The 25182-nt window shown below is 42.7% G+C and carries 22 protein-coding genes and 1 tRNA gene; 13 read left to right on the forward strand and 10 right to left on the reverse strand.

Features of this window, described 5'->3' with window-relative positions; genetic code table 11:
• Positions 1–14: 14 nt before the first annotated feature.
• Positions 15–1463 carry an MAC/perforin domain-containing protein gene (locus Q1W14_RS18995; RefSeq protein WP_300704253.1) on the forward strand — a complete coding sequence of 483 codons (1449 nt, stop codon included), beginning with the start codon at positions 15–17 and terminating at the stop codon, positions 1461–1463.
• 517 nt (positions 1464–1980) lie between these two features.
• Here Q1W14_RS18995 and Q1W14_RS19000 read toward each other — a convergent pair.
• From Q1W14_RS19000 to Q1W14_RS19010, 3 genes are all read right to left on the reverse strand, one after another.
• A complete protein-coding gene (locus Q1W14_RS19000) occupies positions 1981–2802 on the reverse strand; it encodes a hypothetical protein (RefSeq protein WP_300704254.1) in 822 nt (273 codons plus the stop codon).
• A gap of 91 nt (positions 2803–2893) precedes the next feature.
• On the reverse strand, positions 2894–3727 hold the full coding sequence (locus tag Q1W14_RS19005; protein WP_300704255.1) for a hypothetical protein: 834 nt from the start codon (positions 3725–3727) through the stop codon (positions 2894–2896).
• A gap of 65 nt (positions 3728–3792) precedes the next feature.
• Positions 3793–5211: an AAA family ATPase gene (locus tag Q1W14_RS19010; RefSeq protein WP_300704256.1), complete on the reverse strand. Its 1419-nt coding sequence runs from the start codon at positions 5209–5211 to the stop codon at positions 3793–3795.
• A gap of 95 nt (positions 5212–5306) precedes the next feature.
• Between Q1W14_RS19010 and Q1W14_RS19015 the strand changes: the two genes are divergently transcribed.
• The 3 genes from Q1W14_RS19015 to rsmD are packed head-to-tail and all read left to right on the forward strand — an operon-like array spanning position 5307 to position 7319.
• Positions 5307–5993 carry a hypothetical protein gene (locus Q1W14_RS19015; protein ID WP_300704257.1) on the forward strand — a complete coding sequence of 229 codons (687 nt, stop codon included), beginning with the start codon at positions 5307–5309 and terminating at the stop codon, positions 5991–5993.
• A 16-nt stretch (positions 5994–6009) separates the two neighbouring features.
• Positions 6010–6789 carry a DUF3822 family protein gene (locus tag Q1W14_RS19020; protein ID WP_300704258.1) on the forward strand — a complete coding sequence of 260 codons (780 nt, stop codon included), beginning with the start codon at positions 6010–6012 and terminating at the stop codon, positions 6787–6789.
• Positions 6780–7319 (forward strand): 16S rRNA (guanine(966)-N(2))-methyltransferase RsmD, encoded by a 540-nt coding sequence (gene rsmD, locus Q1W14_RS19025; RefSeq protein ID WP_300704259.1) that lies wholly within the window; start codon positions 6780–6782, stop codon positions 7317–7319. The genes Q1W14_RS19020 and rsmD overlap by 10 nt, the downstream gene beginning before the upstream one ends.
• Here the strand turns inward: rsmD and cls are convergent.
• From cls to Q1W14_RS19040, 3 genes are all read right to left on the reverse strand, one after another.
• Entirely contained in the window at positions 7311–8750 is a 1440-nt protein-coding gene (gene cls, locus Q1W14_RS19030) for a cardiolipin synthase (RefSeq protein ID WP_300704260.1), read from the reverse strand. The genes rsmD and cls overlap by 9 nt on opposite strands.
• 91 nt (positions 8751–8841) lie before the next feature.
• Positions 8842–11769 carry an outer membrane beta-barrel protein gene (locus Q1W14_RS19035; RefSeq protein WP_300704261.1) on the reverse strand — a complete coding sequence of 976 codons (2928 nt, stop codon included), beginning with the start codon at positions 11767–11769 and terminating at the stop codon, positions 8842–8844.
• Between the two features lie 96 nt (positions 11770–11865).
• The gene (locus Q1W14_RS19040; RefSeq protein WP_300704262.1) at positions 11866–12279 is read right to left on the reverse strand and encodes a hypothetical protein; all 414 of its coding nucleotides are present in this window, start codon (positions 12277–12279) and stop codon (positions 11866–11868) included.
• Between the two features lie 136 nt (positions 12280–12415).
• On the opposite strand from Q1W14_RS19040, the gene aroB reads away from it, so the two are divergent.
• Positions 12416–13477, forward strand: coding sequence for a 3-dehydroquinate synthase (gene aroB, locus Q1W14_RS19045; protein WP_300704263.1), 1062 nt, complete (start codon positions 12416–12418; stop codon positions 13475–13477).
• A gap of 4 nt (positions 13478–13481) precedes the next feature.
• Here the strand turns inward: aroB and Q1W14_RS19050 are convergent, their stop codons facing one another.
• The gene (locus tag Q1W14_RS19050) at positions 13482–13802 is read right to left on the reverse strand and encodes a HigA family addiction module antitoxin (RefSeq protein WP_300704264.1); all 321 of its coding nucleotides are present in this window, start codon (positions 13800–13802) and stop codon (positions 13482–13484) included.
• Between the two features lie 5 nt (positions 13803–13807).
• Entirely contained in the window at positions 13808–14128 is a 321-nt protein-coding gene (locus Q1W14_RS19055) for a type II toxin-antitoxin system RelE/ParE family toxin (RefSeq protein ID WP_300704265.1), read from the reverse strand.
• Positions 14129–14585: 457 nt separating this feature from the next.
• On the opposite strand from Q1W14_RS19055, the gene Q1W14_RS19060 reads away from it, so the two are divergent.
• Positions 14586–15062, forward strand: a complete 477-nt coding sequence (locus Q1W14_RS19060; RefSeq protein ID WP_300704266.1) for a hypothetical protein — start codon at positions 14586–14588, stop codon at positions 15060–15062.
• 187 nt (positions 15063–15249) lie between these two features.
• Positions 15250–15323: transfer RNA gene (locus tag Q1W14_RS19065), tRNA-Pro, on the forward strand.
• Positions 15324–15408: 85 nt separating this feature from the next.
• Here Q1W14_RS19065 and Q1W14_RS19070 read toward each other — a convergent pair.
• Positions 15409–15876, reverse strand: a complete 468-nt coding sequence (locus tag Q1W14_RS19070) for a GNAT family N-acetyltransferase (RefSeq protein WP_300704267.1) — start codon at positions 15874–15876, stop codon at positions 15409–15411.
• A gap of 192 nt (positions 15877–16068) precedes the next feature.
• On the opposite strand from Q1W14_RS19070, the gene Q1W14_RS19075 reads away from it, so the two are divergent.
• Together Q1W14_RS19075 and Q1W14_RS19080 are read left to right on the forward strand one after the other, a co-directional pair.
• Positions 16069–16641, forward strand: coding sequence for a DNA-3-methyladenine glycosylase I (locus tag Q1W14_RS19075; protein WP_300704268.1), 573 nt, complete (start codon positions 16069–16071; stop codon positions 16639–16641).
• Positions 16642–16702: 61 nt separating this feature from the next.
• On the forward strand, positions 16703–17851 hold the full coding sequence (locus Q1W14_RS19080) for a BPL-N domain-containing protein (RefSeq protein ID WP_300704269.1): 1149 nt from the start codon (positions 16703–16705) through the stop codon (positions 17849–17851).
• Here Q1W14_RS19080 and Q1W14_RS19085 read toward each other — a convergent pair.
• Positions 17848–18294: an N-acetyltransferase gene (locus tag Q1W14_RS19085; protein ID WP_300704270.1), complete on the reverse strand. Its 447-nt coding sequence runs from the start codon at positions 18292–18294 to the stop codon at positions 17848–17850. The two genes, Q1W14_RS19080 and Q1W14_RS19085, sit on opposite strands and share 4 nt — an antisense overlap.
• Before the next feature lie 145 nt (positions 18295–18439).
• Between Q1W14_RS19085 and Q1W14_RS19090 the strand changes: the two genes are divergently transcribed.
• From Q1W14_RS19090 to Q1W14_RS19105, 4 genes are all read left to right on the forward strand, one after another.
• Entirely contained in the window at positions 18440–19237 is a 798-nt protein-coding gene (locus tag Q1W14_RS19090; RefSeq protein WP_300704271.1) for an ion transporter, read from the forward strand.
• Positions 19238–19341: 104 nt separating this feature from the next.
• A complete protein-coding gene (locus tag Q1W14_RS19095) occupies positions 19342–20121 on the forward strand; it encodes a DnaJ domain-containing protein (RefSeq protein WP_300704272.1) in 780 nt (259 codons plus the stop codon).
• A 41-nt stretch (positions 20122–20162) separates the two neighbouring features.
• Complete coding sequence (locus Q1W14_RS19100) at positions 20163–23417, forward strand: S41 family peptidase (protein WP_300704273.1); 3255 nt, start codon at positions 20163–20165, stop codon at positions 23415–23417.
• Between the two features lie 166 nt (positions 23418–23583).
• The gene (locus Q1W14_RS19105; protein ID WP_300704274.1) at positions 23584–25182 is read left to right on the forward strand and encodes a TrkA C-terminal domain-containing protein; all 1599 of its coding nucleotides are present in this window, start codon (positions 23584–23586) and stop codon (positions 25180–25182) included.

Genomic DNA, 25182 nt, shown 5'->3' on the forward strand with positions numbered 1-25182 from the left:
TAAACTAAACGACTATGCAAACTACCAAACTATTCATTTCTATTCTGTTGGCAAGCACTCTCTTCTCTTGTTCCGACAATAATCAGGAAGAGGAAGATGAAAAGAAAACACCTCCCGCCGAAGCAATTGAGTTCCAGCCTGTCCCCGACAAGGAGCTCATTTACAAGATCACCCCTTCTTCCGGAGCACAACTTTTAGGTGCCGGTTACGATGCAACTGCCGATTATCTAAGCTTTAAGGCGATAAAAGCCCCTGTCTTCGATTTGGAGGCACTAATGAATGATGATGAAGATAATATCATATACGCAAATGTCCATTCGTCCGAACCCAAAAACTATGTAGGAGCCAATGCTAATAGTTTGTTGCAATCCATGGCTTATTTTGCAGAACTAGAAAATACTCCGCAAGAAGAAAGCCAAACCGCACCTCTCTTTGCCGGTACATTACTGCAACACGATGCCTTTCTATCAGATTATGACCACTCGTCGCAATATGCATTTGCCTACTGCGAACAAATCTTCACTGAGCAACGTCGTTGGTTAGTACCTTTCTATTTGTCGGGAAAACAGAAGTACCGTTTCCTCACACCGGAGTTTACCAAAGATGCCAAAGAATTGTCGGCCGAAGCAATCATCCAGAAATATGGCACACACATTTTAACTGATATCGGCGTAGGTATACGCTACAGAGGACTCTTCAGAACTACCGTACCTACGGCTACCACAAAAGCAGAAACCGAAAAAGTTGCATTTTATAGTGCCCTTGCCAAGATGCAGCAGTCCGGAATATTTACCGGTAGCATTGTAGGAGGTGAAGAAGAGATAACAGCACAAAGCGTAGGCGGACAATTGATCGTTGAATTCTTTGGAGGAGAAACCTCTCTTCTTTCACTACGTCCCACCTACGAAGAGTTTAAAGCCTGGTTCGCTTCTTCATTAAATGAAACAAACTATACACTCACCCAAATTCTCCACAACGCTTTGCCTATCTACCAAATGATACAAGATGAGAGTAAAAGGGATCAAGTGAAGGAAGCCGTGAAAAACTATTTGGCAACCTGCCGCCTGAACTTGACCGAAACGACTTCCCTGCTTCAAGCATGGAATGGAAATGGTTATAGTTATTTCAACTCCTATCAAGATTGTAAGGCCAATAGCCAATGCAAGTATGAAGGTGCCATCTGCTCGCTTTATAAAAATCAGAAGATGAATACCACCCAGCTCTACCTGTACCTCAACGGTGAGGAACAACGCCTGTCCACTGAAACACTCGATGCCGAAACAGGTTGGAAGCACTCGCAAGAATTAGGCTATATATACACCTCCCGGCAAGAGGGCACCATTCCGCTATTTGAAGCCACCAATGGCAAAGCTTATTATTATAGTATTGAAGATAAAGCAGCCTACGGAAAACAAGGAAGTTGGAAGAAAACAAAAATCATTGGATACGTGATGCCTTTGTAAACAGCCTATCGGAATAAGTAAAACACAACAAAGAGCGGATTGCCGAAGAAGTGGAACAACGATTGAAAATAATTCCCAAAACACTTGACATCGCCTTTCCGATGTTGTATCTTTGTAAGGTGAATTTATAGATACTTCAATTTTAAATTTGCATAAACGGAGGAGCATTGCTTCTCCGTTTCTTTTTTCCCCTCACAGTTCCTCATTTCAAATGCCACATGTTTGCTCCCCAAACGTCACACTTTATCTCCCCAAATGCCACACCTTAGCAACTGAAATGGCTGGCTTTTACTTTCAAAACCTCTGTGATTTTGACGAAAAGCCCCGGCATTCCGGGCGTTGAAGTGTGGCAAAACGGATGGTCTGTTCAGAGTAAACAGATGATGTGTTTGGGGTAAACAGATAGTCTGTTCGGAGTAAACGCATCATGTGTTCCGATAACAAAAACGGGAGGCTTTAGCCTCCCGCCCGTTAATCTTTCGTAAATCTGCTCTTGACGATATTCTGAATAATTGTCTTAATACGACCTTTCCTCAACAATCAATAAACGATACACTTTCACTTCGTCGGGTAATTTCCCGCATTCAGAGGTCACATCTTCTCTAAATAACAGAAAGTTTCGTCCTAAGCTTCGTTCATTTATCGGTTTAATCTCCACAATATAAGTATGTGTCTTCCCTCCGAAAGTGAAATCAAGTGCTATCAGTTTCTTCCCCTGCCAAGTAATATTTTTCCGCAAGTATGTTCCTGATAAGACCGTACCGTCATTATCTGCAACATATACCTTCAAGTTACCTTGATTCTCATAGCTGTCATTCTCGTCGGGATATATCTCGAAACCTCCATTAACATTTACCGGGAAACTCGACATCTGTTCCTTACCAATGCGATTGACTTCTTCTTCAGTAAGAAGTTGTTGGTTTACAAATTCAATTTTCTTAGCCATTACCTCAAATTGTGTTTTCGGCTCTGTTACTGTCACTATCAATATTGCCTGATTGCCCGAACCATCCTTGGCTATAATGGATACTTCCCCCAGATGCTGCGGTTTAACACAAATGTGATGATAACCACTTGTAGCATCGGACTCTTCTATTTTAACAATATTGTCAAGATCTACAGAGTAAGTATAGTTGCCGTCACCACCATCAAGACCTATCACATAACCTGCTTTACTGGATATATGTAGGGTTATACTACTGACCAAATTAGTACATGTTCCGATTTGGTAGATAGGTTTGTCACCGCTGAAAAATACCATATCACGGTAATCATCTTCACAAGAAGTACCCAAAAACAGGAACATCAAGAGTAAAAGAATAGAATGAGTTCGTTTCATCGCATTTGATTATTAGTTTAGTAAATGCTACAAAAGTATAACTTTCATTATAAAAGGAAGAATTAAATATAAACAAAAAGAGAAGCAATAATCACTCATCGGTTAAAAGATCATCGGTCAGATACATCCAATGCTCCGCACGATACACCTTACAACCCTGCGGCACAGCTGCCGGAGAAAGCGATGTAACATCTTCATAGCCTACCAACGGAGGTATCGAACTGTTTTTCGTCACAATGTTCTCCGGAGACTTGCGGGTAAATTTATGCACCTCATCATTGTATTTGAAACAGAGAGTGTTCTCCCCATTTTCTCCTTCAATAACCTCATAAGTACCCATTATCACCTCATGATTGAAAGCGGACGGATGAACAAGCAACTCTCCACGATCCTGAGAGTCATTCGTATTATCAGGAATTAAAGTATAAGCCCCCTGATCCTTCACCGTTAAAACAGAAGTTAAGTCAACCATTATTTGGTTCCAATGATTTTCCTCTATCTCGCCGGTATGGAAGAAAGTGGTGTATTCTACAAAGTAATAGAATTTGTAACGATCACGCACTATAATCTTCAATATTGCAGAAGCGCCGCTACCATCATTTATGCGAACGGTTACCACACCCTCATCCTTCGGTGTAACCTTGATACGCGAATACCCGTTTTGTGATTCTGAAAGTGTCACAGCGGCTACAGTAGAAACTTCGTCCAAGGAATAGTTGCCGTCACCACCATCAATGCCGAGAACTAGCCCCTCGGGATTAGTCAGGTAAAGTGTAACAGACGAAATCAGATTATTATTGCCATCTTGTCCAAAGATTGGTTCAGCCCCCTCGAAGAGTATCATGTCCCGATAATCTTCTTCACAACCCGTACTTGTCACCAAGACAAACAAAAGTGTAGCTACAATAGAATAGAAGTGTCTCATAGTCGATGTTTTTAATTGTTCTATAAACAAAAACGCAAGAAACAACCAAATACTGCATCAAATGTCTAGCAAATTTGCTCTTCAGGATAATTCACCAGATAAAGGGTTCCGGTAGCACGAGTAAAAGCTGTGTACAGCCAACGGAAATAATCGGGTGTCAGATACTCGTCCGTCATATAACCTTGATCCAAGAAAACATTCTTCCACTGCCCGCCCTGCGCTTTGTGGCAAGTTACGGCGTATGCATATTTCACTTGCAAGGCATTGTAGTAAGGATCTGCTTTCATCTTCTTCATCCGTTCGCGTTTCATGGAGATATCGGCATAGTCTTCGAGAACAGCATAGAACAGACGGTCATTATCCGCCTTGAGTAGTGCGGGAGCATCGCTATGCAATGTATCCAGCAAGAGATTCACTTCTAACTCAAAATCATTATGATCGGGGAAAGTCAAAGTCACGTCCGCAAAACGAAAGCCATATAATTCACGCGAACGACGCATCCGGTGCACCACGGCTATCTCACCATTGGCAATAAAATCCATTTCTTTCTGTTTCTCCGTCCAGAAATAATTATTTTTCGCAACCATCAATAAATCTCCTGTATTCAATTCATCTTCGCGCCAAAGTATTTGTGCACGAATACCATTATTATAGATATTCGCCCGCTTATTGGAGCGGCAAATCACGGTAGTTTCACCCATCCCGTCATGGTCGTAACAAGACGTCAACGCATCTATCAACTCATTACCGGGTAACACTTTGATATCGGCAAAACCCGAAACTTTAATCTTCGGCAAAGAATTGCAAGTATCTTCCGCAATCAGCTGCCGCAAATGGGTGGCATTCCATAGGATGCCCGATTGCTGTTCCTGGCGTACCACCTGCGTCAAGTCCACTTCCATCACCTCCAATCCATAACCTTTCAATGCTTCGGCAAAAAGGGCGGGACTCTGCTCCTCACCTACCGGCGGAAGCTGTGCTGTATCTCCCATCAGTAAAAGTTTACAGCCCTGACCGGAATAGACAAATTGCACCAAATCGTCCAGTAACCTTCCGGTACCAAACATCGAACCGGACAAGCCCTCATTGGAAATCATCGAAGCCTCATCTACGATATATAAAGTATGAGTTGTCAAATTATCGTTCACTGAAAAGTTACTTAACTCATTAGAGAAAGATTGCTGTCTATAGATTTTTTTATGAATTGTAAACGCAGGATGTTCCGCGTATGCCGAAAAGACTTTCGCAGCACGTCCGGTTGGAGCCAACAATACCGACTTTTGTTGCAGCTTATCCAACGTTCGTACCAAGGCACCTACCAACGAAGTTTTACCCGTTCCGGCATACCCACGAAGTATAAAAACCGCCTCGTTATGGGGCGACAGAAGGAACTCTGATAAAGATTTTACCGCTTTTTCTTGCTCCGGAGTTGGTTGGTAAGGAAAATTTTCTTTAATTTGCCTCTCTAAATAGTTATTTATCATTTTTGTAAGAGAAAAAAGTAACGGGAACACTCGTTTTTAAATTTATTTCTTTTATTTTTGCGGTGCGAATATAACAACTAAAAAACATATTTATCATGAAAACAGTATTTAATATCATTTTAGGCTTATGTATTGCGGCATTGGTTTATGTCTGTTATGCCAGCATCATGGGACCTATCAATTTTGATGAAGCTAAGAAGCACAGAGATTCGAAAGTCATTGAACGTCTTATCGACATCCGTAAGGCACAGATGGAATATCGTAACCTGAACAAACAACAGTACACTGCCAACTTCGACTCTCTGATAGATTTTGTTAAGCACCAGAAACTGCCGTTCATCTACAAACAAGGAGAATTGAACGATAAGCAATTGGAAGATGGTTTGACTGAAAAGAAAGCTATTGCAATCATTGAAAAAGCAAAGAAAACCGGTAAATACGACGAAGTTAAGAAATTCGGTTTGGAAAACTTTAAGCGTGATACCATGTGGGTAGCTGTTATGGATACAATCTTCCCGAAAGGTTTCAATCCTGATTCTTTGAGATATGTTCCTTTTGGAAATGGCAAACAATTTGAAATGGCAGTTCGTAACGATACAGCTAAGTCAGGTGTTCCTTTCTGTCTGCTCGAAGTTAAAACTCCGTATGATGTATATCTGAATGGTTTGGATGCTCAAGAAATCGCTAACTTGAAAGATACACAAACTAAGTTAGGTAGATACTGCGGTTTGATGATCGGTAGCTTGGAAACAGCTAACAACAACGCTGGTAACTGGGAATAATCTTACCCCAAACAACATGATAGAAACAACTGATTTTAATAAATCGGAACAATATACATTATCCATCCGTCTTAGTACGGATGGATTTTCTTTTTCTGTATTTAACCCTCTGGGTGATGGGGGAACCTCTTTTTATGACCGTACTATAGAAGAATCGCTCTCCCTCACTGCCAACCTGAAACAAACTTTCCGTGAAATAGAATGGCTGAACCGCCCCTACCGTCGTGTCAACGTTCTGATGGCAGATAAGCGTTTCACCTTTATTCCATTAGAGTTCTTTGAGGATGAACAAGCAGAAACTGTATTCTATCACAACCACCAGAAGCGGGAGAACGAACTCATCCAGTACAATATACTGCAAAAGAACAATATTGTAGTGCTCTTCGGAATGGACAAAAGCGCCCATACTTTTCTGTGCGAACAATATCCGAATGTAAAATTCTATTCACAATGTAGCTCGTTTATCGAACTCTTTTCTGTTAAAAGCCGATTAGGTAACAGCCGGAAAATGTATGCCAATCTACGGAAAGAAGCTATTGATGTGTATAGCTACGAACGCGGTCGCTTGTTGCTAGCCAATTCTTTTAAATGCAACACTACTTCCGACCGCATCTATTACCTATTATATATATGGAAAGGACTCGGCTTTGAACAAGAGCGCGATGAACTGCACCTCACCGGTGCCTTATCCGACAAAGAGCAACTATTGCCCGAATTACGAAAATTTATCCGGCAGGTATTCGTTATGAATCCCGCCACTAATCTAGACTTACAAGCCATTAATACATGCGAGTAATCAGCGGAATATATAAAAGAAGACGTTTCGACGTACCCCACTCTTTCAAGGCACGTCCTACTACAGACTTTGCCAAAGAGAATCTGTTTAATGTACTCTCTAACTACATCGACTTTGAAGACGGTGTACGTGCCCTCGACCTCTTTGCCGGAACAGGCAGCATCAGCATAGAACTGGTTTCCAGAGGATGCGACCAGGTTATCAGTGTGGAGAAAGAACGCAGCCATTATGCATTTATCTGCAAAGTGATGCAGGAAGTCAAGACTGACAAATGTCTGCCCATCTGCGGTGATGTATTCAAGTACATTAAAAGCGGACGGGATCAGTTCGATTTCATCTTCGCCGACCCTCCCTACGAACTTAAAGGATTGGAGACTATTCCGGATCTCATCTTTGAAAACAATCTATTGAAGGAAGACGGACTCTTCGTCCTTGAACATGGAAAGAAAGATAGCTTCGAAGAAAATCCGTACTTTATAGAAAGGAGAGTATACGGCAGTGTCAACTTCTCCTTCTTCAGACTAAAGTAACGGCGCCAACAACCGTACTACACTCTCGGCAGCCTTGCGATACCAAGGACGCTTCACCCAATTCTTCAGGAATACCGGCACGCATTCGCGCTGGTCTTGCAGGAAGATTTCACGCATCTGGAGTGCTGTCTCCGTATCGTAGATAAAGGCATTCACCTCAAAATTGTGTTCGAAACTACGGAAATCGATATTTGTTGAGCCTACTGTGGATAACTCATCGTCTGCAACCATCAGTTTGGAATGCAGAAAACCTTTCTTATAGAAGTAGACCTTAACACCCGAACGGAGTGCATCAGCCAAGTAGGAACAAGAACCCAGATGAGTCAGGCGATTGTCAGCACGCAGAGGCAGCATCAAACGGACATCCACTCCCGATAATGCAGCAGTCTGCATAGCAACCAATACAGCTTCAGTTGGTAAGAAATAGGGAGTTTGGATATAGAAGTACTTTTTAGCTCCACTGATAGCCATTACAAGTCCTTGCATGATCTCCTTCCATGGACCAACGGGTTCGCTCGTTACAATCTGTGCCAACGAAGTACCGCAAGCTTCTATCTTAGGAAAGTATCGGGCAGCGGTAATCAAAGTACGGTCTACAAAATACCAATCGAGCAGGAAGGCAGTTTGCAATCCATGCACCACCTTGCCTTCGAGCATCAGATGTGTATCACGCCAAATACCCCACGAGAAGCCACGCATATATCGCTCTGCCAGGTTCATTCCTCCTACAAAACCGATACGACCGTCAATTACTACTATCTTACGGTGGTTACGGAAGTTCACTTTACTGGTGAAAAGGGGGAAACGCACTTTCAGGAAGCTTCGTACCTCAATACCTACTTCCCTCATCTCCTCGAAAAAACGGTTGGGTACATGCCAACAACCTACGTCATCGTAAATCACCCGTACCTCTACACCTTCACGTGCTTTCTCCATCAAGACATCACGCACCAACCGGCCGATAGCATCATCCTCAAAGATATAGAACTCGATATGAATATGTTGCTTAGCCTTCTGCAATTCGCGTAGCAAAGATTGGAGCATAGAAAGCCCGGAAGTATAGGTTACTACCCGATTACCATCAAAAGGAAAGGCTTGGTTAGTATGGCGGAATAAGGAAATCAATCGCCCGTAGGATAGTGGCAGGGAACAAGAACTCTGAGCCAGATATTCAGCCATCGGTTTCTTTAGTAAGTGACTGTAGCTCTTCTTACCGATCATACGTTCACGCCGATGACTCCGACCGAAAAAGAAATAGAAAACCAGTCCGACGATAGGCAGGAACATAAGAATCAATATCCATGCCATGGTCTTCACCGGATTACGATTGTCGAGAATAATGACGACAATCGTTCCGATAATAGCCCCGAAGTAAACGATGTCGAATGCAATCGTGGCAATCTGGCTGGCTAGAAGATTCCAATCAATCATGGAAGCAAATATACTGAAAATAAACAGAAAATCCCCTTCATCCGGAAAAGAGATGAAGGGGATATCTTATAATAAACAATTTGAGATCAAATTAGAACGGGCGACGACCCCCAAAACCTCCACCATGGAAACCACCGGGACCGCCAGGTCCACCGAAGCCACCTCTACCCTGCATTTTCTCACGGGCAGCTTTACCGCCAAAGATGTTCAGACGATAGATAAAGTGCAACATGCAATAGCTGTTAACTCCATTATATTCGTATACCGAACGACCGCTGGCTGTCAAAGAACGGCTGATATTACTTTGTTGCTTCAAGATATCATACATTTCAAAGCTTACTGTAGCGGCACCTTTCAAGAAGGTTTGCGAAAGTTGTGCGTTCCATATCAGCTCATTACGGTTCATGCTGCTATCGGTATAACCACGACGGCTTTGGTTAGCCATATTGGTTGATACGCTCATGCTCCAAGGCATATTTACTGTAGTAGTAGCACCGTAAGAGAAGGTGTAAGGCTCTTGGTTATTGTCCGATCTTAATTTATCTTTTTCGATAGAATAAGAGATTGTTCCATTCAGTCCGAACTCAAACCACTGGTTTCGGTAAGCGGCATTCAGGCGCTCGCCCAGTGTCAGGTTGGTAGTAGTGTTCTTATCCTCAATCTTCGTCTGATTATCGGTCAGATAACCCACATTATTCTGATAGTTGATATTCGAGAATGAATTGATGGTATACTTCTTATTCTTCAGTGCTGTATTGAAACCAAACATACCGAATGCATTCCAGTTACCGTTAATATTCTTAGGGGTCGTAGTCCATCCACCGGTTTCATCATTATACACGCGGCTATTGCTGATGCTGTTCTGGCTCGCCGAGAAGTTGGCATGCGTCATGATTCCTCGTTGTTTCTCGGCATTATAAGTATTATAAAACAGACTCATATTATGTGTGAATGCAGGCTTCAAACCCGGATTACCTACCCGGATGTTCTGCGGATTGGAGTTATCCACAATTGGAAGTAAGTTCTCCATGCTGGGCTGACTGCTTCGGCCGCGATAGGTCATACGTAACTGGCTCACTTTGGAGAAGCGGAAACGTAAGTCCAAGTTGGGAGCGAAATTAAATACATTGCGGGTGGTATCAATCATATAATCACCTTTCTTATAAGATAGAATGGAGTGCTGCGGTTGGAAGGACACACCTGCAGTCAACTGATACTTCTCGCGGATAAAACGCAGAGATACAGAAGCGTCATGGTTGTAGTAACGATACTCGGCATACTTGCCCAAACTATCCACCTTGTGATCTTCGTAACCGGCAGGTAGTTGTGAACTCAAATCCCAATCTTTGAAACTTTGCAAGTCGAACGTGCTCTTGTCGCTTTCGCTATACTTATATTGAAATTGATAGCTGAATTGCAGGAAAGTGGCGCGGGCAATAGGTTCGCTATAAGTCAACTGCGCACTATAATTGTAGTTATTGGTGGGCGTTGTGATATACTGGTTGCGAATCAGAACCGAGTCATTCATACCCAAATAATCTTTCAGCTGGAAGTAATGGGTTTCCGATTCAGTATACTGGTTATTATCAGTATTGCTATAACCAAAGCGTCCACGGAAAGTTATGTTACGACCTTTACTATTCAACTTACGGTTTATCTGCAAGGTAGCATCGGCATTAAGATTTTTGTTATTACTCAATGTTCCACTATTGATAGCGTTCACGCGGATATTCTTCAAGGGATCTTCAAAACCCGGCATCAGAATCTTCTCCAGACTGAGGTAATCGTTAGGATTGGTTACCAATGCAAAAGGATCCGAATTGAATGTACCGGATTCTGAATTGGAGAGATTATCCGTCTTGCCATACGAGAAGTCGGGACGGAAAATGATATTCGTCATAGTGTCCGGCTTCCATTCCAAGCGGAAATCAGCATTAATATTGGAGTTCTTATTACGTTGTGCACTGTTGGAGTTAGAATAGGAATTACCGTTCGGCAGGAAGTCTTCGGTATATCCAGTACTGGCAATATCGCCATCCGAATAATTGTAACGGACGCTACCACCCAACTCCAGTTTGGAGGTTTCAGTAGCAAAGTTAAGTCCCGCTGTCTTGGTAGCTGTCAGACCATTGTTACGACGCCAACGGGGACCGCCTCCACCACCGGAGAAACCTTGATCGTTCACGTTATTGGAGGATGCAATCAATGAAACCTGTGTTTTATCTACAAAGCGGTTCAGCATAAGCCGTCCCATGTAGCGGTCTTTTGTTCCGCCTGCCAAATCGACGTTTCCGAACCAACCTTTATTCATACCTTTCTTTACGGTAAGGTCGAGGACGGTTTCTTCTTCACCATCATCAATACCGGTGATACGAGCAAGATCGGACTTCTTATCGTATGTCTTCAGTTTATCAATCATGTCTACAGGCAGATTCTTCAATCCGGTCTTCACATCGCCACCGAAGAACTCTTTACCATCTACCATGATCTTCTTCAAATCTTTGCCATTAACTTTCACATTACCATCGTCGTCAATTTCGGCACCGGGAAGTTTCTTTACCAATTCCTCGAGCATGGCACCTTCGGGAGTACGGTAAGCCGAAGAGTTATAAACCAGCGTATCTTCTACGACCTGTACTTGCGGAGCTTCCGCTGTAATCACGGCTTCGGCAAGCATCACCGCATCCACATCCAATTCCAACGTACCTACTTTCTTCTCGGGTATGGAAGCAACAAGTTGCAAAGGCAGAAATTTATTTTTGAAACCAATGTAGGAAGCTTTCAGCACGTATTTGCCCGCTTTTACTTTGGGCAGAGTGAAGTAGCCTTGTGGTGTGGTGGCAACCCCCGCAGCGTATGTGCTGTCCGGCAAGGATAGCAACTGAATCGTAGCCTGTGCAGCAGGGTCCTTTGTATCGGCCTCGATAATCCGGCCCGATACCGTAATGTTTTTTGTTTGTGAGAATGCAGAGAGTGTTGTTATAAGCAATAACATCCCTGCCGTAATGATCTTTTTCATGCGTCTATTCTTAAAAGTACAATGTCTTATTACACTGTTTCATTTGACAAAGTAACAGACAAAAGGTTTAACGGGGCGCATGACGTTTTGTTCTATTTATCGACTATTCCGCTTAAATAATCTATCAACTGTCGATTTTTTAATACCAAATTCCAAGCAAAGCACGTTTAATATCAGAAAGATGAGAAAAGATGAAGAGTCTACCGAAATCAAGTCACCTTTCGCCACCCGGTAGAGCATACCACCAAAGACGAACAACACGGTCATAAACATAGCATTGCGTGTTGCACGGTTACGTATCTGTTCCGTTTCATTGCTCTCGTTCTTTACCAAGGCAAAGATTATCATCAAGGCACCCATCATCATCAATAGTTTAGCGCATTCTTTATAGAACAGTAGATTGGCATCCGTTACTTTCCCCATCATCATCATTATAAAAGGTAGGAACAACGCCAAGGCAATTACAAAATATCCAAGGGGACGGCAAAATATAGGTAACAATGCTTTCATTTCAGTTATGAGTTATTAGTTATAAGTTATTTGATTATGGCAACAACAATGAGCGCCAATGATCAATTTTACTATGCAAAGATACTTGTTTCGTAGATAAATCCTATCTTTGCAGTACAAAAAAGACAAATACATCATGAGTAAACAAGAAGTAATCCTTTGCGAAAAACTGGAAAGTAGTCTGATGCTTGCCATCGATAAATGCCCCCATGACAAACTTTTCATCCTAACGGACGAGCATACACACCGGCTTTGTTTGCCTTCATTAAAACAGATCCCTGCTCTGAAAGAGGCGGAAGAAATCGTTATCGGAGCAGAAGATGTGCACAAGAATCTGGAGACACTAGCTTCCGTATGGCAGGTGCTGAGCGAAAAAGGTGCTACCCGCCATTCGTTACTCATCAATTTGGGTGGCGGCATGGTGACCGACCTCGGTGGCTTTGCAGCTTCTACTTTCAAACGTGGGATAACTTACATCAATGTTCCCACTACCCTACTCGCTATGGTGGATGCTTCAGTAGGAGGCAAGACGGGCATCAACTTCAATGGATTAAAGAATGAAATCGGTGTTTTCGCCCCCGCCGCCTGCGTATTGCTGGAAACGGAGTTTCTCCGTAGTCTCGATGCTCACAACTTCTTCTCCGGTTACGCCGAAATGTTGAAGCATGGACTTATCAGTATTCCTGAGCATTTTGCAGAACTACTTGCTTTTAATACTGAAAATATAGATTATGCAGCGCTTAAGTCTATGGTAGGACGTTCTGTACAAGTAAAGGAAGATATCGTGGAGGAAGATCCGTTGGAACATGGCATCCGCAAGGCCTTAAACCTGGGACATACCGTAGGTCATGCCTTTGAGAGCCTGGCTCTTGCCGAGAATCGTCCGGTATTGCACGGTTATGCAGTTGCCTGGGGACTTGTTTGCGAGCTATACCTTTCTTACATTATAGTAGGATTCCCCAAAGACAAGATGCGCCAGACCATTCAGTTCGTCAAGGAGAATTATGGCGGCTTCGCCTTCAATTGCAAGCAGTACGACCAACTTTACGAGTTGATGAAACATGACAAAAAGAATGCAGCGGGTGTCATCAACTTCACCTTACTGAAGGATGTGGGAGACATTTGCCTCAACCAAACAACGGACAAAGATACAATCTTCGAGATGTTCGACTTCTATAGGGAGTGTATGGGGGTATAGTTATCTAAAAGACAGCAGCTATCTTCTTTATATTATTTAGTTTCTCCAATAGAGAACTATTCTTGCGGGCAACCTGTATGTTATAATCCGTTTGCATTCTTACCAGCAAATCAGCATTGATACCCAAAGCTGCTTCTAGGAATAAGGCAAATTCAGTTGTTATTGAACGCTTTGCATTTAGCACCTCATTCAAGGCAGAATAGGATAAACCAAATTTTTGTGCAAAGTCCTTTTGTTTTATACCTCTGCATTCTAATTCATCCTTAACCAACTCACCCGGGTGGTAAGGACGAAATGATTGCAAGTTATTAGCTGATATATTCATTGTTCCTACTTATAATGATTTGTAATATCTATCAAAGAACAAATTTCTACAAGAGTTTGATTACCGACATTTACTAATTCCCGAAACTCAAGCCTATACTGATTATTGATACGCAATGAAGAAATCCCTTTCTTATCTCCCTTTAACTTTTCGTAATTCAAAGATTTATATTGATACAAATCCTCTATTTGGGAAGCATTTAACAAGGCTTTCACACACTTCAAATAGCCATTGACTACTTGAGGCTGAAAACGATGTTTCTTGTCATTAGTATGCCCTTTTTCATAAAGTTCCACCAAATATTCTTTCTCAAACTCTACATTCATACATTTGTTCTTTGGTAATACAAAGGTACTACATAATAAGGATATTCGCAATTTTAGCGAATTATTTTATTGCTATACAAAAACAGTTTCAGATGATATGCAAGGAAGTTTCCAGTGACATGCAAGCGTTTTCCTATTTCTAAAAGTAAATGTCTGACAAGTCATCATTTTCCTCTTGATTTGTATGGCACTTATCTTTTTTATTGTACCTTTGTGATGTCGAAAATTAATTTCTCAGCCAGCAGGGAAACCTGCCAACATCTCGTGGCGGACATTTTTATGCCCGTACACGACATTCCCATATGGCGGTTTCTGTACCCCCATTGGGAGTGTTAATGCACCCCAAACGCTGGCTGAGAAGTAACGTTCGACAATGGGACAGGCAGGAATCGCTTTTTTCATTTTCCCTTACCTCTCCCATAAATCGGATTATTAACCTTTTAACACTTAATGATTTATGGAAACCAACAATCTACAACCGACACCCATCCTAGAACTTCCCAATGCTGCCATGCACCCACGTCCATGCTTCGCTTCAGTAGAAGAAATGAGAAAGTATTATTTGCAAATGGTTGAGCTAATGAATATAAGATATTCGGGAGAACCTTCAGAGCTTACCAGTATCAAATGCTTATACCGCAAACTAAGGCAATTTACCGATACTATGCGCTTTATAGGCACCCATGACTGGGGTAAAGGCATAGCCGAACTACATACCGCTTGTGGAGTCTATATGATGCAAAGCAATGTCGAACAGAAAAAACTTCTGCAAACCAACGAAGAAATAAGTCGGCACCTTCAGTTCATAGCGCAACTGGCAGGCAGTGTCGGCTACATAAAGCAGCTGGAAGGCATTCTGCACTATCACTACCAAAATGTTGCCTATCTGTTGGAGAAGTTAAAAGAGGAAATGACGACTGCTAATCGAGACTAGTAGATAATAACATCATACAGAAATCACTCCTTTTATGATGAAATGTTCACTCACACTACATTTTTTTGAATCACCTTAATGAACTAATAATAAACAATATATAGGAATATACAGTCTAATGGTCAAACAAAAATCATTCAATTTGTTTGCTATTTCAAAATAAAGCGCTACTTTTGCAACCGCAATTCGGGGTATAGCTCAGCCCGGTAGAGTACGCGTCTGGGGGGCGTGTGGTCGCAAGTTCGAATCTTGTTGCCCCGACTACCATAAAGCATTGATAATCTAAAGATTATCAATGCTTTTCTTCTTTAAGAGCAATGTATGAAAAACATGTGTGGTTGAGACTTTAGAGGTGCTTTTCCATATAAATTAAATTAAGCCCATCCACCTCTTTCGTATATATTACTTGATATCCAACCTTTTTATAAAGACACAATGTATTGGGAGTTTCTTCGCCTGTAAAAAGAGTAAATTTATGGCAGACAGGAAAATAGTTTTCAATCTCATACATCAAGGCTTTGCCTATTCCTTGATTTTGAAAATCAGGATGCACTATAAGCTTGCCGATATAACAGTCAGTTCCATTATAAATATTTCCTCTAACCGAACCAATGATTTGGTTATCCGAAGAAATATACTTTAAAATAATGCACTGTTCAAAATCATTACGTACATCTTGTATGGTTTGCAATAGTGGGGGAATTTCAAAGTTGCCCATGAGTTTAGCCACTTCCGTGAAAGCCACTTTTTGTAAAGACAGAACCTCTTCCAAGTCAGAACAATCCGCTCGTTTTATATTATTCAGAACATCCATATCATACCGATTTAAATAACCACTCCGGCTTCAGTGATGAAAACATCAACATACCAAAGTGCCTGTTATTCCCAATTTTATACTCACAGGCAAAAATACAAAAAGCAAAACTCAATAGTATACCAAACCTAAGTTTTTTTTGCCGATATTTGCATCAAATAAAAAGCAATACTCAACATAAAATAGAAAAGTATGGAAGATTTAATAAATGCACGTTGCGGATGGGCGGGAACAGACGAACTATACATAAAATACCATGATGAAGAATGGGGAAAACTTGTTACCGACGATCAAACCTTATTTGAGTTTCTGGTACTCGAAAGTGCTCAAGCAGGACTATCCTGGATTACTATCCTCCGAAAACGTGAAGGATACCGAGAAGCCTTCCATCACTTTAATGTGAAGAAAGTAGCGCAAATGACATCAGAAGACATCGAACGCTTGATGCATTTTGATGGAATTGTCAAGAACCGGCTGAAGATCAATAGCACCATCAACAACGCGAAACTATTTATGGATATTCAGAAAGAGTTCGGTAGTTTCTACAAGTACACCTTATCTTTCTTCCCCAAACAGCAACCTATTGTCAACAATTTCAAGTCTCTAAGCCAGATTCCCGCTGCAACTCCCGAGTCGGATGCAATGAGCAAAAACATGAAAAAGAGAGGCTTCAAATTCTTTGGATCAACTATCTGCTATGCTTTTTTGCAGGCGGCCGGCTTCGTGAACGACCATTTAGAAGACTGCTTCTGTAAAGCAAAATAGGTTATAGAAGAACGACTTCCACATTTTAAATCTGCTTATCGCCACCAAAAGATTAAATTGCATGAAGAAATTACACATCCTTTTTGCCTTTTGTCTAGCATTGCTTACTCAATGCACTACCCCCGAGAACAAGACAACGACCTCTGACGGAACTTCACAGTCTATCATAGTCGGCGTATTCGAAGGACACGGCGGAGCACAAACCTGTATATGGGAAACGGTAGCAGCCCTGCAACTCGATCCCGAAATAAAGGCACGTACCATCACCAGCGCAGATATAGCCAATAATGTGCTCGACTCTATAGATGCCATTATTATCCCCGGAGGTAGTGGCAAAAGCCAATACCTGAACCTTGGAGCCTTGAATCAACAGCGAATCAAAGATTTTGTAGCCAAAGGACATGGAGCCGTAGGTATCTGTGCAGGAGCTTATCTTTTTTCGAGTACACCGGGATACACCTGTCTGGCACTGAATGGTGAGCAAGCAATAGATATTGAACACGATAACCGCGGTCATGGACTTGCCAAATTCACCCTGACTGAAGAGGGAGAAAAAGTATTTCCCGAACTGGCAGACCGGGACACTTCTTACGTGATCTATTATGAAGGTCCGGTCTTCATAAAGAATGCAGAAGACAGTATTCAAAATACTACACTGGCTCTTATGGAGAGCGATGTACACGAAGAAGGAAACGCACCCGCCAACATGACAAACGGTAAACCTTTTTTTCTTGCAAATCAATATGGCAAAGGACGTGTATTCAGTTCAATAGCACATCCCGAAGCAACGCCGGGTATGATGTGGATGGTCCCCCGTATGGTGCGCTGGACACTCGACAAACCAATCGTCTCTTATAAAGAAACTGCCGTACAACCTTCATTATTCAATCGTGAGTTTCTGATGACTATAACTGATCTGAAACAGGAATCCGCCCATTTCCAAACATTACTCAATGGTGATATTTCACAAAAGATTGCTGCTCTCGATTGGTTAGAAGCCCACCACTCATGGGATGCCAAACGCTGGGTACAAGGCATGCTCTACGATGCTTCGCCCGAAATACGTATCAGGGCTGCACGCTATATAGCTGATACACAATACTTGCATTTCCTTCCCAACCTTCGCTCTGCTTTTCAATCGGAAACAGACGAAGCAGTGAAGATGCAACTAAAAGAGCAGTTAGATAAATTGGAAGGTTTATTGCCCTAAGAAATATCTTGGCTCAGATAAACCATATCTTTCAATAATATACCATCCTCTACCATTGGGTGGTCATAATTATCAGTAAAGAAGTTCTCAATTCTATGGGAGTAGTAAAAACCGCAACTCTCATAGAATCCGAGTGAACTCGGCACATCCCCCGTACCTACTGTCATCTTATTATAGACGCCAGAATAATGATTAATTAAATAGCTTATCAGCATCCTTCCATAACCTTTTCGATGAAACTCGGGCACTACTGCAATATTTTTCAATTCACAAACTTCATTTTCCTGCTTTGATACGACGCAAACAGCTTTTACCCCGTCATCTTCAAGCATAAACATTTCACCTTGTTCTAAATAGCGGTCTATCATAGACTCCTGTTCATCGGCAAGTAAAAGCAAATCCAAATACTGCTTTTTATTGTTTGTAATCTGAGATATGTTCATTTTTTATCTTTACAATAAGTTCCTAAATACATGTTATCGGCAAAATTAAGAAAAAGTAAAATCTGACATAGTATTGAGTATGATTTAATAATGAACTTATTTCCATCTATTTTGGTTTTTTAATAAGTACAATATCCAATTCATAATGATGGAAAAGAAAGACTCCAGATTTACCAAACGCATGCTTCCTAAAGCCTTGAAGCATATCAAGTTTTATCTACTTATTCAGAAAAGCCTGAAAAGCAGATGGTTTCATTATACGGTACTATTCTTTATTATCACTTCGATTGCAGCTATCATATTTTCTTCTTTCGAATCGGCCGCTTCCTACCAACGACCTCTCTTTGGTGTAACCTACCTTGCCGCATTTGTGTTTACTATTGAGTATACCCTGCGCATTATGGCAGCTCCTGTCATTCATCCCGAACTAAATGCCTTCAGAGCCAGACTTCGCTATATATTCTCATTCTTCGGACTCGTAGATTTCGTTGCTATTTTGCCCTTCATATTAATCCATCGTTACTGGAACACAGAAGTAGCGAATCTTATCATCCTTCCCTATATCTTCATTATCTTTAAAATGATTCGCTACTCCAAGTCATTCCGTCTCATAGGCGACGTACTGTACAAAGCAAAAGATGAACTGATTACAGCCTATACGGCATGTGGTATTATGGTCTGCTTTTCTGCCATACTCATGTACTACATAGAACACAGGGCACAACCCGAAGCATTTGCCAATATAGGGGATGGATTATGGTGGGCGATTGTAGCATTTACAACAGTAGGTTACGGCGACATATATCCAATTACTCCATTAGGAAAGGCACTAAGTAGCATCATAAGCCTCATCGGAATTGCCATGATAGCCCTACCCACGGGTATCATCAGTTCAGCTTTTATGAGTATCATGCAGAAACGAAAGAAGGACGAAACAGAGTGAAGGTAGCTTACAGAGAGACATTTTATATAAATACTATACTCTTTTTGAGTTAGAATGCTTACTTTTGCAAGTTAAGAAGTTATCTGATAAAATAAACGTAAATTATGGGAGCAGCAAAATGGATTGGCGGTATCATAGGCTTTATGGCCGGAGGACCGCTTGGTGCTTTAGCAGGATATGCACTGGGATCATTATTCGATGTAAACACGGGCTCAGTAGGCAGTGATTATGAACAAGGACAGACGGGAAGTTCCAGATATACCGGTCAACGGAATAGTTTTCTTTTCTCCATGTTGGTCATGGCTTCTTACATTATCAAGGCAGACGGTCGCGTCATGCACAGTGAAATGGAATATATCCGCCGTTTCCTGAAAATTAACTTCGGAGACTCTGCCGTTAGCGAAGGAGAGCAGATTTTGCTCAACCTTTTTGAGCAGCGTAAACAGATGGACAGGCAAAATCCCCTGGCATTTAAGAATACCATACGCGACTGTGGAGCACAAATTGCCGCTAACCTACCCTACGAAGCTCGTTTGCAGCTACTTGATTTCCTGATAAACATAGCCAAAAGCGACGGCAACGTATGCAGTGAAGAAATAACAGCACTGAAAGAAGTGGCGCAATACATGGGACTCTCTGTACAAGAAGTAGAATCCATGCTCAATCTGGGTGGTCATTCACTGGACGAAGCATACAAAGTGCTTGAAGTAGAACCTACCGCCACCAATGACGAAATACGTGCCGCCTATCGCCGTCTGGCTTTAAAGCACCACCCCGACAAAGTAGCCATGCTGGGCGAAGATATAAAGAAAGCCGCCGAGGAGAAGTTCCAAAGCATCAACAGCGCCAAGGAGTTAATCTATAAATCCAGAGGGATAAAATAAATCTCTATACGAAACTTAAACATCTTATATACATCCTTATTATGAAGAAAATACTAGCCTACATTGCTTTTGGCTTTACAGCCATTGTAAGTCAAGCCGCCACCCCTCTGTGGATGCGCGACGTGCGCATTTCGCCCGATGGTACAGAAATCGTGTTTTGCTACAAAGGAGACATTTACAAAATGCCTGCAAAAGGTGGAACAGCTACCCAACTCACCACACAAGAATCTTACGAATGCACTCCGGTATGGTCGCCCGATGGCAAACAGATAGCTTTTGCCAGTGACCGATACGGCAACTTCGATATATTTGTGATGCCCGCAAACGGAGGAACCGCCCAACGACTGACCTCTAACTCAGCCGGTGAACTCCCCTCAGCATTCACTCCCGACGGCAAATACATTTTATTTTCCGCTTCCATTCAAGACCCTGCAACCAGTGCCCTCTTCCCTACTTCGGCTATGACCGAGCTATATCAAGTACCCACCACCGGAGGACGTACCGAACAAGTGCTAGGCACTCCCGCCGAAGCTGTTATTTTCAACAAATCCGGCAAGCAGTTCTTATATCAGGATCGTAAGGGATTTGAGGATGAATGGCGTAAACACCATACTTCCTCCATCACCCGGGATATATGGATGTATGATACTCAAACGGGAAAGCATACCAACCTTACCCAACATGCCGGTGAAGACCGCAACCCGGTATTGTCTCCGGACGAACAAACCGTTTACTTCCTGAGCGAACGAAACGGAGGTACTTTCAACGTCTATTCTTTCCCACTTGCCCAGCCGCAATCGGTGAAAGAAGTAACTTCCTTCAAAACCCACCCCGTGCGCTTTCTTTCCATGAGCAACAACGGGACATTATGCTACGGATATGACGGAGAAATCTATACCCAACAAAACGGTTCCGCCCCGCAGAAAATCAATGTAGAAATCGTACGCGACGACCAACCGCAACTCACCAACCTGGACTTTTCCGACGGAGCTACCTCAGGAACCGTTTCGCCGGATGGCAAACAAGTTGCTTTCATCATACGTGGTGAAGTATTCGTAACCTCTACCGACTACGCCACAACAAAACAGATTACCCATACAGCTGCTCGTGAAGCGGGTCTCACCTTTGCTCCCGATAACCGCACCTTGGCATACGCCAGCGAACGCAATGGCAACTGGCAGCTCTACCTGGCGAAAATAGCCCGTAAAGAAGACCCGAACTTCCCGAATGCTACTTTGATAAATGAAGAAGTGCTACTGCCTTCTACCACCGTAGAACGCAACTATCCGCAATTTTCGCCCGATGGTAAGGAACTGGCATTTATCGAAGACCGTAACCGCCTGATGGTACTCAACCTCGATACAAAGAAAGTGCGTCAGATTACCGACAACTCCACTTGGTATGATACCGGAGGTGGCTTCGACTACTCTTGGTCACCGGACAGTAAGTGGTTCACCCTCGAATTTATCGGAAACAAGCACGATCCTTATTCGGACATAGGTATTGTCAGTGCTCAGGGAAACAGTCCAATCGTCAACCTGACCAACAGTGGCTACGCAAGTGGATCTCCTCGTTTTGTACTCGACGGCAACGCCATCCTCTTTACAACCGAACGTTACGGAATGCGTGCCCATGCCTCTTGGGGTTCACAAAATGACGCCATGCTGGTATTCCTCAACCAGGATGCCTACGACAAATACTGTTTGAGCAAGGAAGATTATGAACTGCGTAAAGAACTGGAAGACCAGCAGAAAAAAGATAAAGAAAAAGACAGCAATAAAGATAAAGACAAGAAGAAAGAAACCAAGAAAGAAGACGCTGAAGCTACCAAAGTCAAGGACATCGTTGTAGACCTGAAGAACATTGAAGATCGCATCGTACGTCTGACGCCCAACTCTTCGGATATGGGTAGCACCATCATCTCCAAAGATGGAGAGACCCTTTATTACCTGGCTGCCTTTGAAGGTGGTTTCGACCTTTGGAAAATGGATCTCCGTAAGAAAGAAACCAAACTTCTTCACAAACTGGATGCCGGATGGGCAAACATGGAATTAGACAAAGAGGGTAAAAATCTCTTCATATTAAGCAGCAAAGATATGCAAAAGATGGATGTTGCTTCCAACGAATTAAAACCCATCAGCTTCCGTGCCTCTATGAAAATGGATCTCGCTGCCGAACGAGAATACATGTTCGACCATGTATACAAGCAACAACAGAAGCGTTTCTATAACCTCAACATGCACGGAGTAGACTGGGACGCCATGTCCGCTGCTTACCGTAAGTTCCTGCCGCATATCAATAACAACTATGACTTTGCCGAACTGCTGAGTGAATGGTTAGGTGAACTGAATGTATCACATACCGGAGGTCGATTCTATCCGAAAGGACAAAGTGAACCGACCGCAAGCCTGGGATTGCTTTTCGACTGGAATTATGCAGACAAAGGTATGCTGATCTCTGAAGTAATAGAAAAAGGTCCCTTCGACAAGGCTGACACAAAAGTGAAGGCAGGTGTTGTCATTGAAAAGATAGATGGCGTAGAAATCACTCCGGAGATGGATTACTACACATTGCTGAATAACAAAGCAAAGAAGAAAACACTTATTTCACTTTACAATCCGCAGACTAAAGAGCGTTGGGAAGAAGTGATTATCCCCATCAGTAATGGCATCCTTAGCGATTTGCTCTATACCCGTTGGGTAAAACAGCGTGCAGCGGATGTTGATAAATGGTCTAATGGCCGATTGGGATATGTGCATATCGAATCGATGGGTGATGATAGTTTCCGTTCCGTCTATTCGGACATCCTCGGGAAATATAATAACCGTGACGGAATTGTCATTGATACTCGCTTCAATGGCGGAGGACGCCTGCACGAAGATATCGAAGTACTGTTCAGCGGAAAGAAATACTTTACCCAAGTAGTTCGTGGTCGCGAAGCCTGTGACATGCCCAGCCGCCGTTGGAACAAGCCTTCTATCATGTTAACGTGCGAAGCTAATTATTCCAATGCACACGGTACCCCATGGGTATACAGTCATCAGAAACTTGGTAAATTGGTAGGTATGCCGGTTCCCGGTACCATGACTAGTGTATCTTGGGAAACTTTACAAGACCCGTCGCTAATATTCGGTATTCCTGTTATCGGTTATCAGTTGCCGGACGGCAGTTACTTGGAAAATTCACAGTTGGAACCGGATATCAAGGTTGCCAATTCACCTGAAACGATTGTGAAAGGAGAAGATACACAGCTGAAAACAGCGGTAGAAGAGTTGCTGAAAGAGATTGATAAATAAGAAACAGAAACAATTCTGATATACGAATGCGATCCTATTAAATTAGATTTAAGGAGTTAAGTTTTATGCTTAACTCCTTTTTTATGTATGACTACGAAATAATACTTTCCCTATCTCACTTTTTTGCATTACCTTTGCAACCTGAACCTCTAACCCTTTTAAACTTATGTTTGCTGACCTTTTAAATTCCTCTTATTTCGCACTTTTCCTCATTGTGGCGTTGGGCTTCATGCTGGGAAAAATCAAAATTAAAGGATTATCATTAGATGTCTCCGCCGTTATTTTTATCGCTTTGCTATTCGGACATTTCGGGGTAATTATTCCTAAGGAATTAGGCAACTTCGGATTAGTATTGTTTATCTTCACCATCGGTATTCAGGCAGGTCCCGGATTCTTCGATTCCTTTCGAAGCAAGGGCAAGACACTGATTATCATCACCCTGCTGATTATCTGCTCTGCTGCCCTGACGGCAGTAGGACTGAAATATGCATTCGATATAGATACTCCCAGTGTAGTAGGATTGATAGCGGGCGCACTGACCAGTACTCCGGGACTTGCGGTAGCCATCGACAGCACCCACTCTCCGCTGGCCTCCATCGCATACGGTATAGCTTACCCCTTCGGAGTGATCGGTGTCATTCTTTTCGTGAAGCTACTTCCCCGCATCATGCGCATAGACCTCGACAAGGAAGCCCGTCGTCTGGAAAAAGAACGCCGCAGCCAGTTCCCCGAACTGACTACTTGCATCTTTCGCGTTACCAATACTGCCGTATTCAACCGCAGCCTGATGCAGATCAATGCACGTGCCATGACCGGAGCCGTCATTTCCCGCCATAAACATAATGAAGATATCTCCATTCCTACCGCAAATACGGTGTTGCATGAGAACGACTATATCCAAGCAGTCGGTAGCGACGATGCACTGAATCAACTTGCCGTTCTGGTGGGCGAAAGAGAAGAAGGTGAATTACCATTGGTTGACACACAGGAGATAGAATCTCTGTTGCTGACTAAAAAAGATATGATTAACAAGCAATTGGGCGATCTCAATCTGATGAAGAACTTCGGCTGTACCGTGACGCGCGTTCGCCGAAGCGGAATCGACCTTGCTCCTTCACCCGACCTTGCTTTGAAGTTTGGTGACAAATTAATGGTGGTTGGAGAAAAGGACGGCATCAAAGGAGTAGCACGCTTATTGGGTAACAATGCCAAGAAGTTGTCAGATACAGACTTTTTCCCCATCGCAATGGGTATTGTTTTAGGAGTATTATTTGGCAAGCTGAATATCTCTTTCTCAGATAGTTTATCATTCTCTCCGGGACTGACGGGTGGTATTCTGATAGTAGCCCTATTTCTTAGTGCAATCGGCAAGACGGGACCTATCATCTGGTCCATGTCCGGTTCTGCCAACCAGTTATTACGCCAGTTGGGACTACTGCTTTTCCTGGCAGAAGTCGGAACATCGGCAGGTACGAATCTGGTAGCGACTTTCCAGGAAAGCGGCTGGTTGTTGTTCGGTGTAGGTGCGGCAATCACGCTCATACCTATGTTGGTAGCCGCAATAGTCGGTTTGGTAGTGTTCAAAATCAGCATCCTTGATCTGCTGGGTACTATCACTGGTGGTATGACCAGTACGCCGGGACTTGCCGCTGCCGACTCTATGACAGACAGCAACATTCCGAGTGTAGCATACGCTACGGTTTATCCTATTGCGATGGTGTTCCTGATATTATCGATACAGCTAATAGCCAGCGCTGTTTATTAA

It is taken from the genome of Bacteroides sp. (genome assembly GCF_030151085.1).
GTDB lineage: Bacteria > Bacteroidota > Bacteroidia > Bacteroidales > Bacteroidaceae > Bacteroides.

Bases quoted from the DNA above. Each gene is read 5' to 3' on its own strand.
- Q1W14_RS19060 (WP_300704266.1), top strand. From the start codon at position 14,586: ATGGAAACCAACAATCTACAACCGACACCCATCCTAGAACTTCCCAAT.
- rsmD (WP_300704259.1), top strand. From the start codon at position 6,780: ATGCGAGTAATCAGCGGAATATATAAAAGAAGACGTTTCGACGTACCC.
- Q1W14_RS19070 (WP_300704267.1), bottom strand. From the start codon at position 15,876: ATGGATGTTCTGAATAATATAAAACGAGCGGATTGTTCTGACTTGGAA.
- Q1W14_RS19035 (WP_300704261.1), bottom strand. From the start codon at position 11,769: ATGAAAAAGATCATTACGGCAGGGATGTTATTGCTTATAACAACACTC.
- Q1W14_RS19055 (WP_300704265.1), bottom strand. From the start codon at position 14,128: ATGAATGTAGAGTTTGAGAAAGAATATTTGGTGGAACTTTATGAAAAA.
- Q1W14_RS19085 (WP_300704270.1), bottom strand. From the start codon at position 18,294: ATGAACATATCTCAGATTACAAACAATAAAAAGCAGTATTTGGATTTG.
- Q1W14_RS19010 (WP_300704256.1), bottom strand. From the start codon at position 5,211: ATGATAAATAACTATTTAGAGAGGCAAATTAAAGAAAATTTTCCTTAC.
- Q1W14_RS19040 (WP_300704262.1), bottom strand. From the start codon at position 12,279: ATGAAAGCATTGTTACCTATATTTTGCCGTCCCCTTGGATATTTTGTA.
- Q1W14_RS19080 (WP_300704269.1), top strand. From the start codon at position 16,703: ATGAAGAAATTACACATCCTTTTTGCCTTTTGTCTAGCATTGCTTACT.
- Q1W14_RS19075 (WP_300704268.1), top strand. From the start codon at position 16,069: ATGGAAGATTTAATAAATGCACGTTGCGGATGGGCGGGAACAGACGAA.
- aroB (WP_300704263.1), top strand. From the start codon at position 12,416: ATGAGTAAACAAGAAGTAATCCTTTGCGAAAAACTGGAAAGTAGTCTG.
- Q1W14_RS19100 (WP_300704273.1), top strand. From the start codon at position 20,163: ATGAAGAAAATACTAGCCTACATTGCTTTTGGCTTTACAGCCATTGTA.
- Q1W14_RS19050 (WP_300704264.1), bottom strand. From the start codon at position 13,802: ATGAATATATCAGCTAATAACTTGCAATCATTTCGTCCTTACCACCCG.
- Q1W14_RS19105 (WP_300704274.1), top strand. From the start codon at position 23,584: ATGTTTGCTGACCTTTTAAATTCCTCTTATTTCGCACTTTTCCTCATT.
- Q1W14_RS19000 (WP_300704254.1), bottom strand. From the start codon at position 2,802: ATGAAACGAACTCATTCTATTCTTTTACTCTTGATGTTCCTGTTTTTG.
- Q1W14_RS18995 (WP_300704253.1), top strand. From the start codon at position 15: ATGCAAACTACCAAACTATTCATTTCTATTCTGTTGGCAAGCACTCTC.
- Q1W14_RS19015 (WP_300704257.1), top strand. From the start codon at position 5,307: ATGAAAACAGTATTTAATATCATTTTAGGCTTATGTATTGCGGCATTG.
- Q1W14_RS19090 (WP_300704271.1), top strand. From the start codon at position 18,440: ATGATGGAAAAGAAAGACTCCAGATTTACCAAACGCATGCTTCCTAAA.
- Q1W14_RS19005 (WP_300704255.1), bottom strand. From the start codon at position 3,727: ATGAGACACTTCTATTCTATTGTAGCTACACTTTTGTTTGTCTTGGTG.
- Q1W14_RS19020 (WP_300704258.1), top strand. From the start codon at position 6,010: ATGATAGAAACAACTGATTTTAATAAATCGGAACAATATACATTATCC.
- cls (WP_300704260.1), bottom strand. From the start codon at position 8,750: ATGATTGATTGGAATCTTCTAGCCAGCCAGATTGCCACGATTGCATTC.
- Q1W14_RS19095 (WP_300704272.1), top strand. From the start codon at position 19,342: ATGGGAGCAGCAAAATGGATTGGCGGTATCATAGGCTTTATGGCCGGA.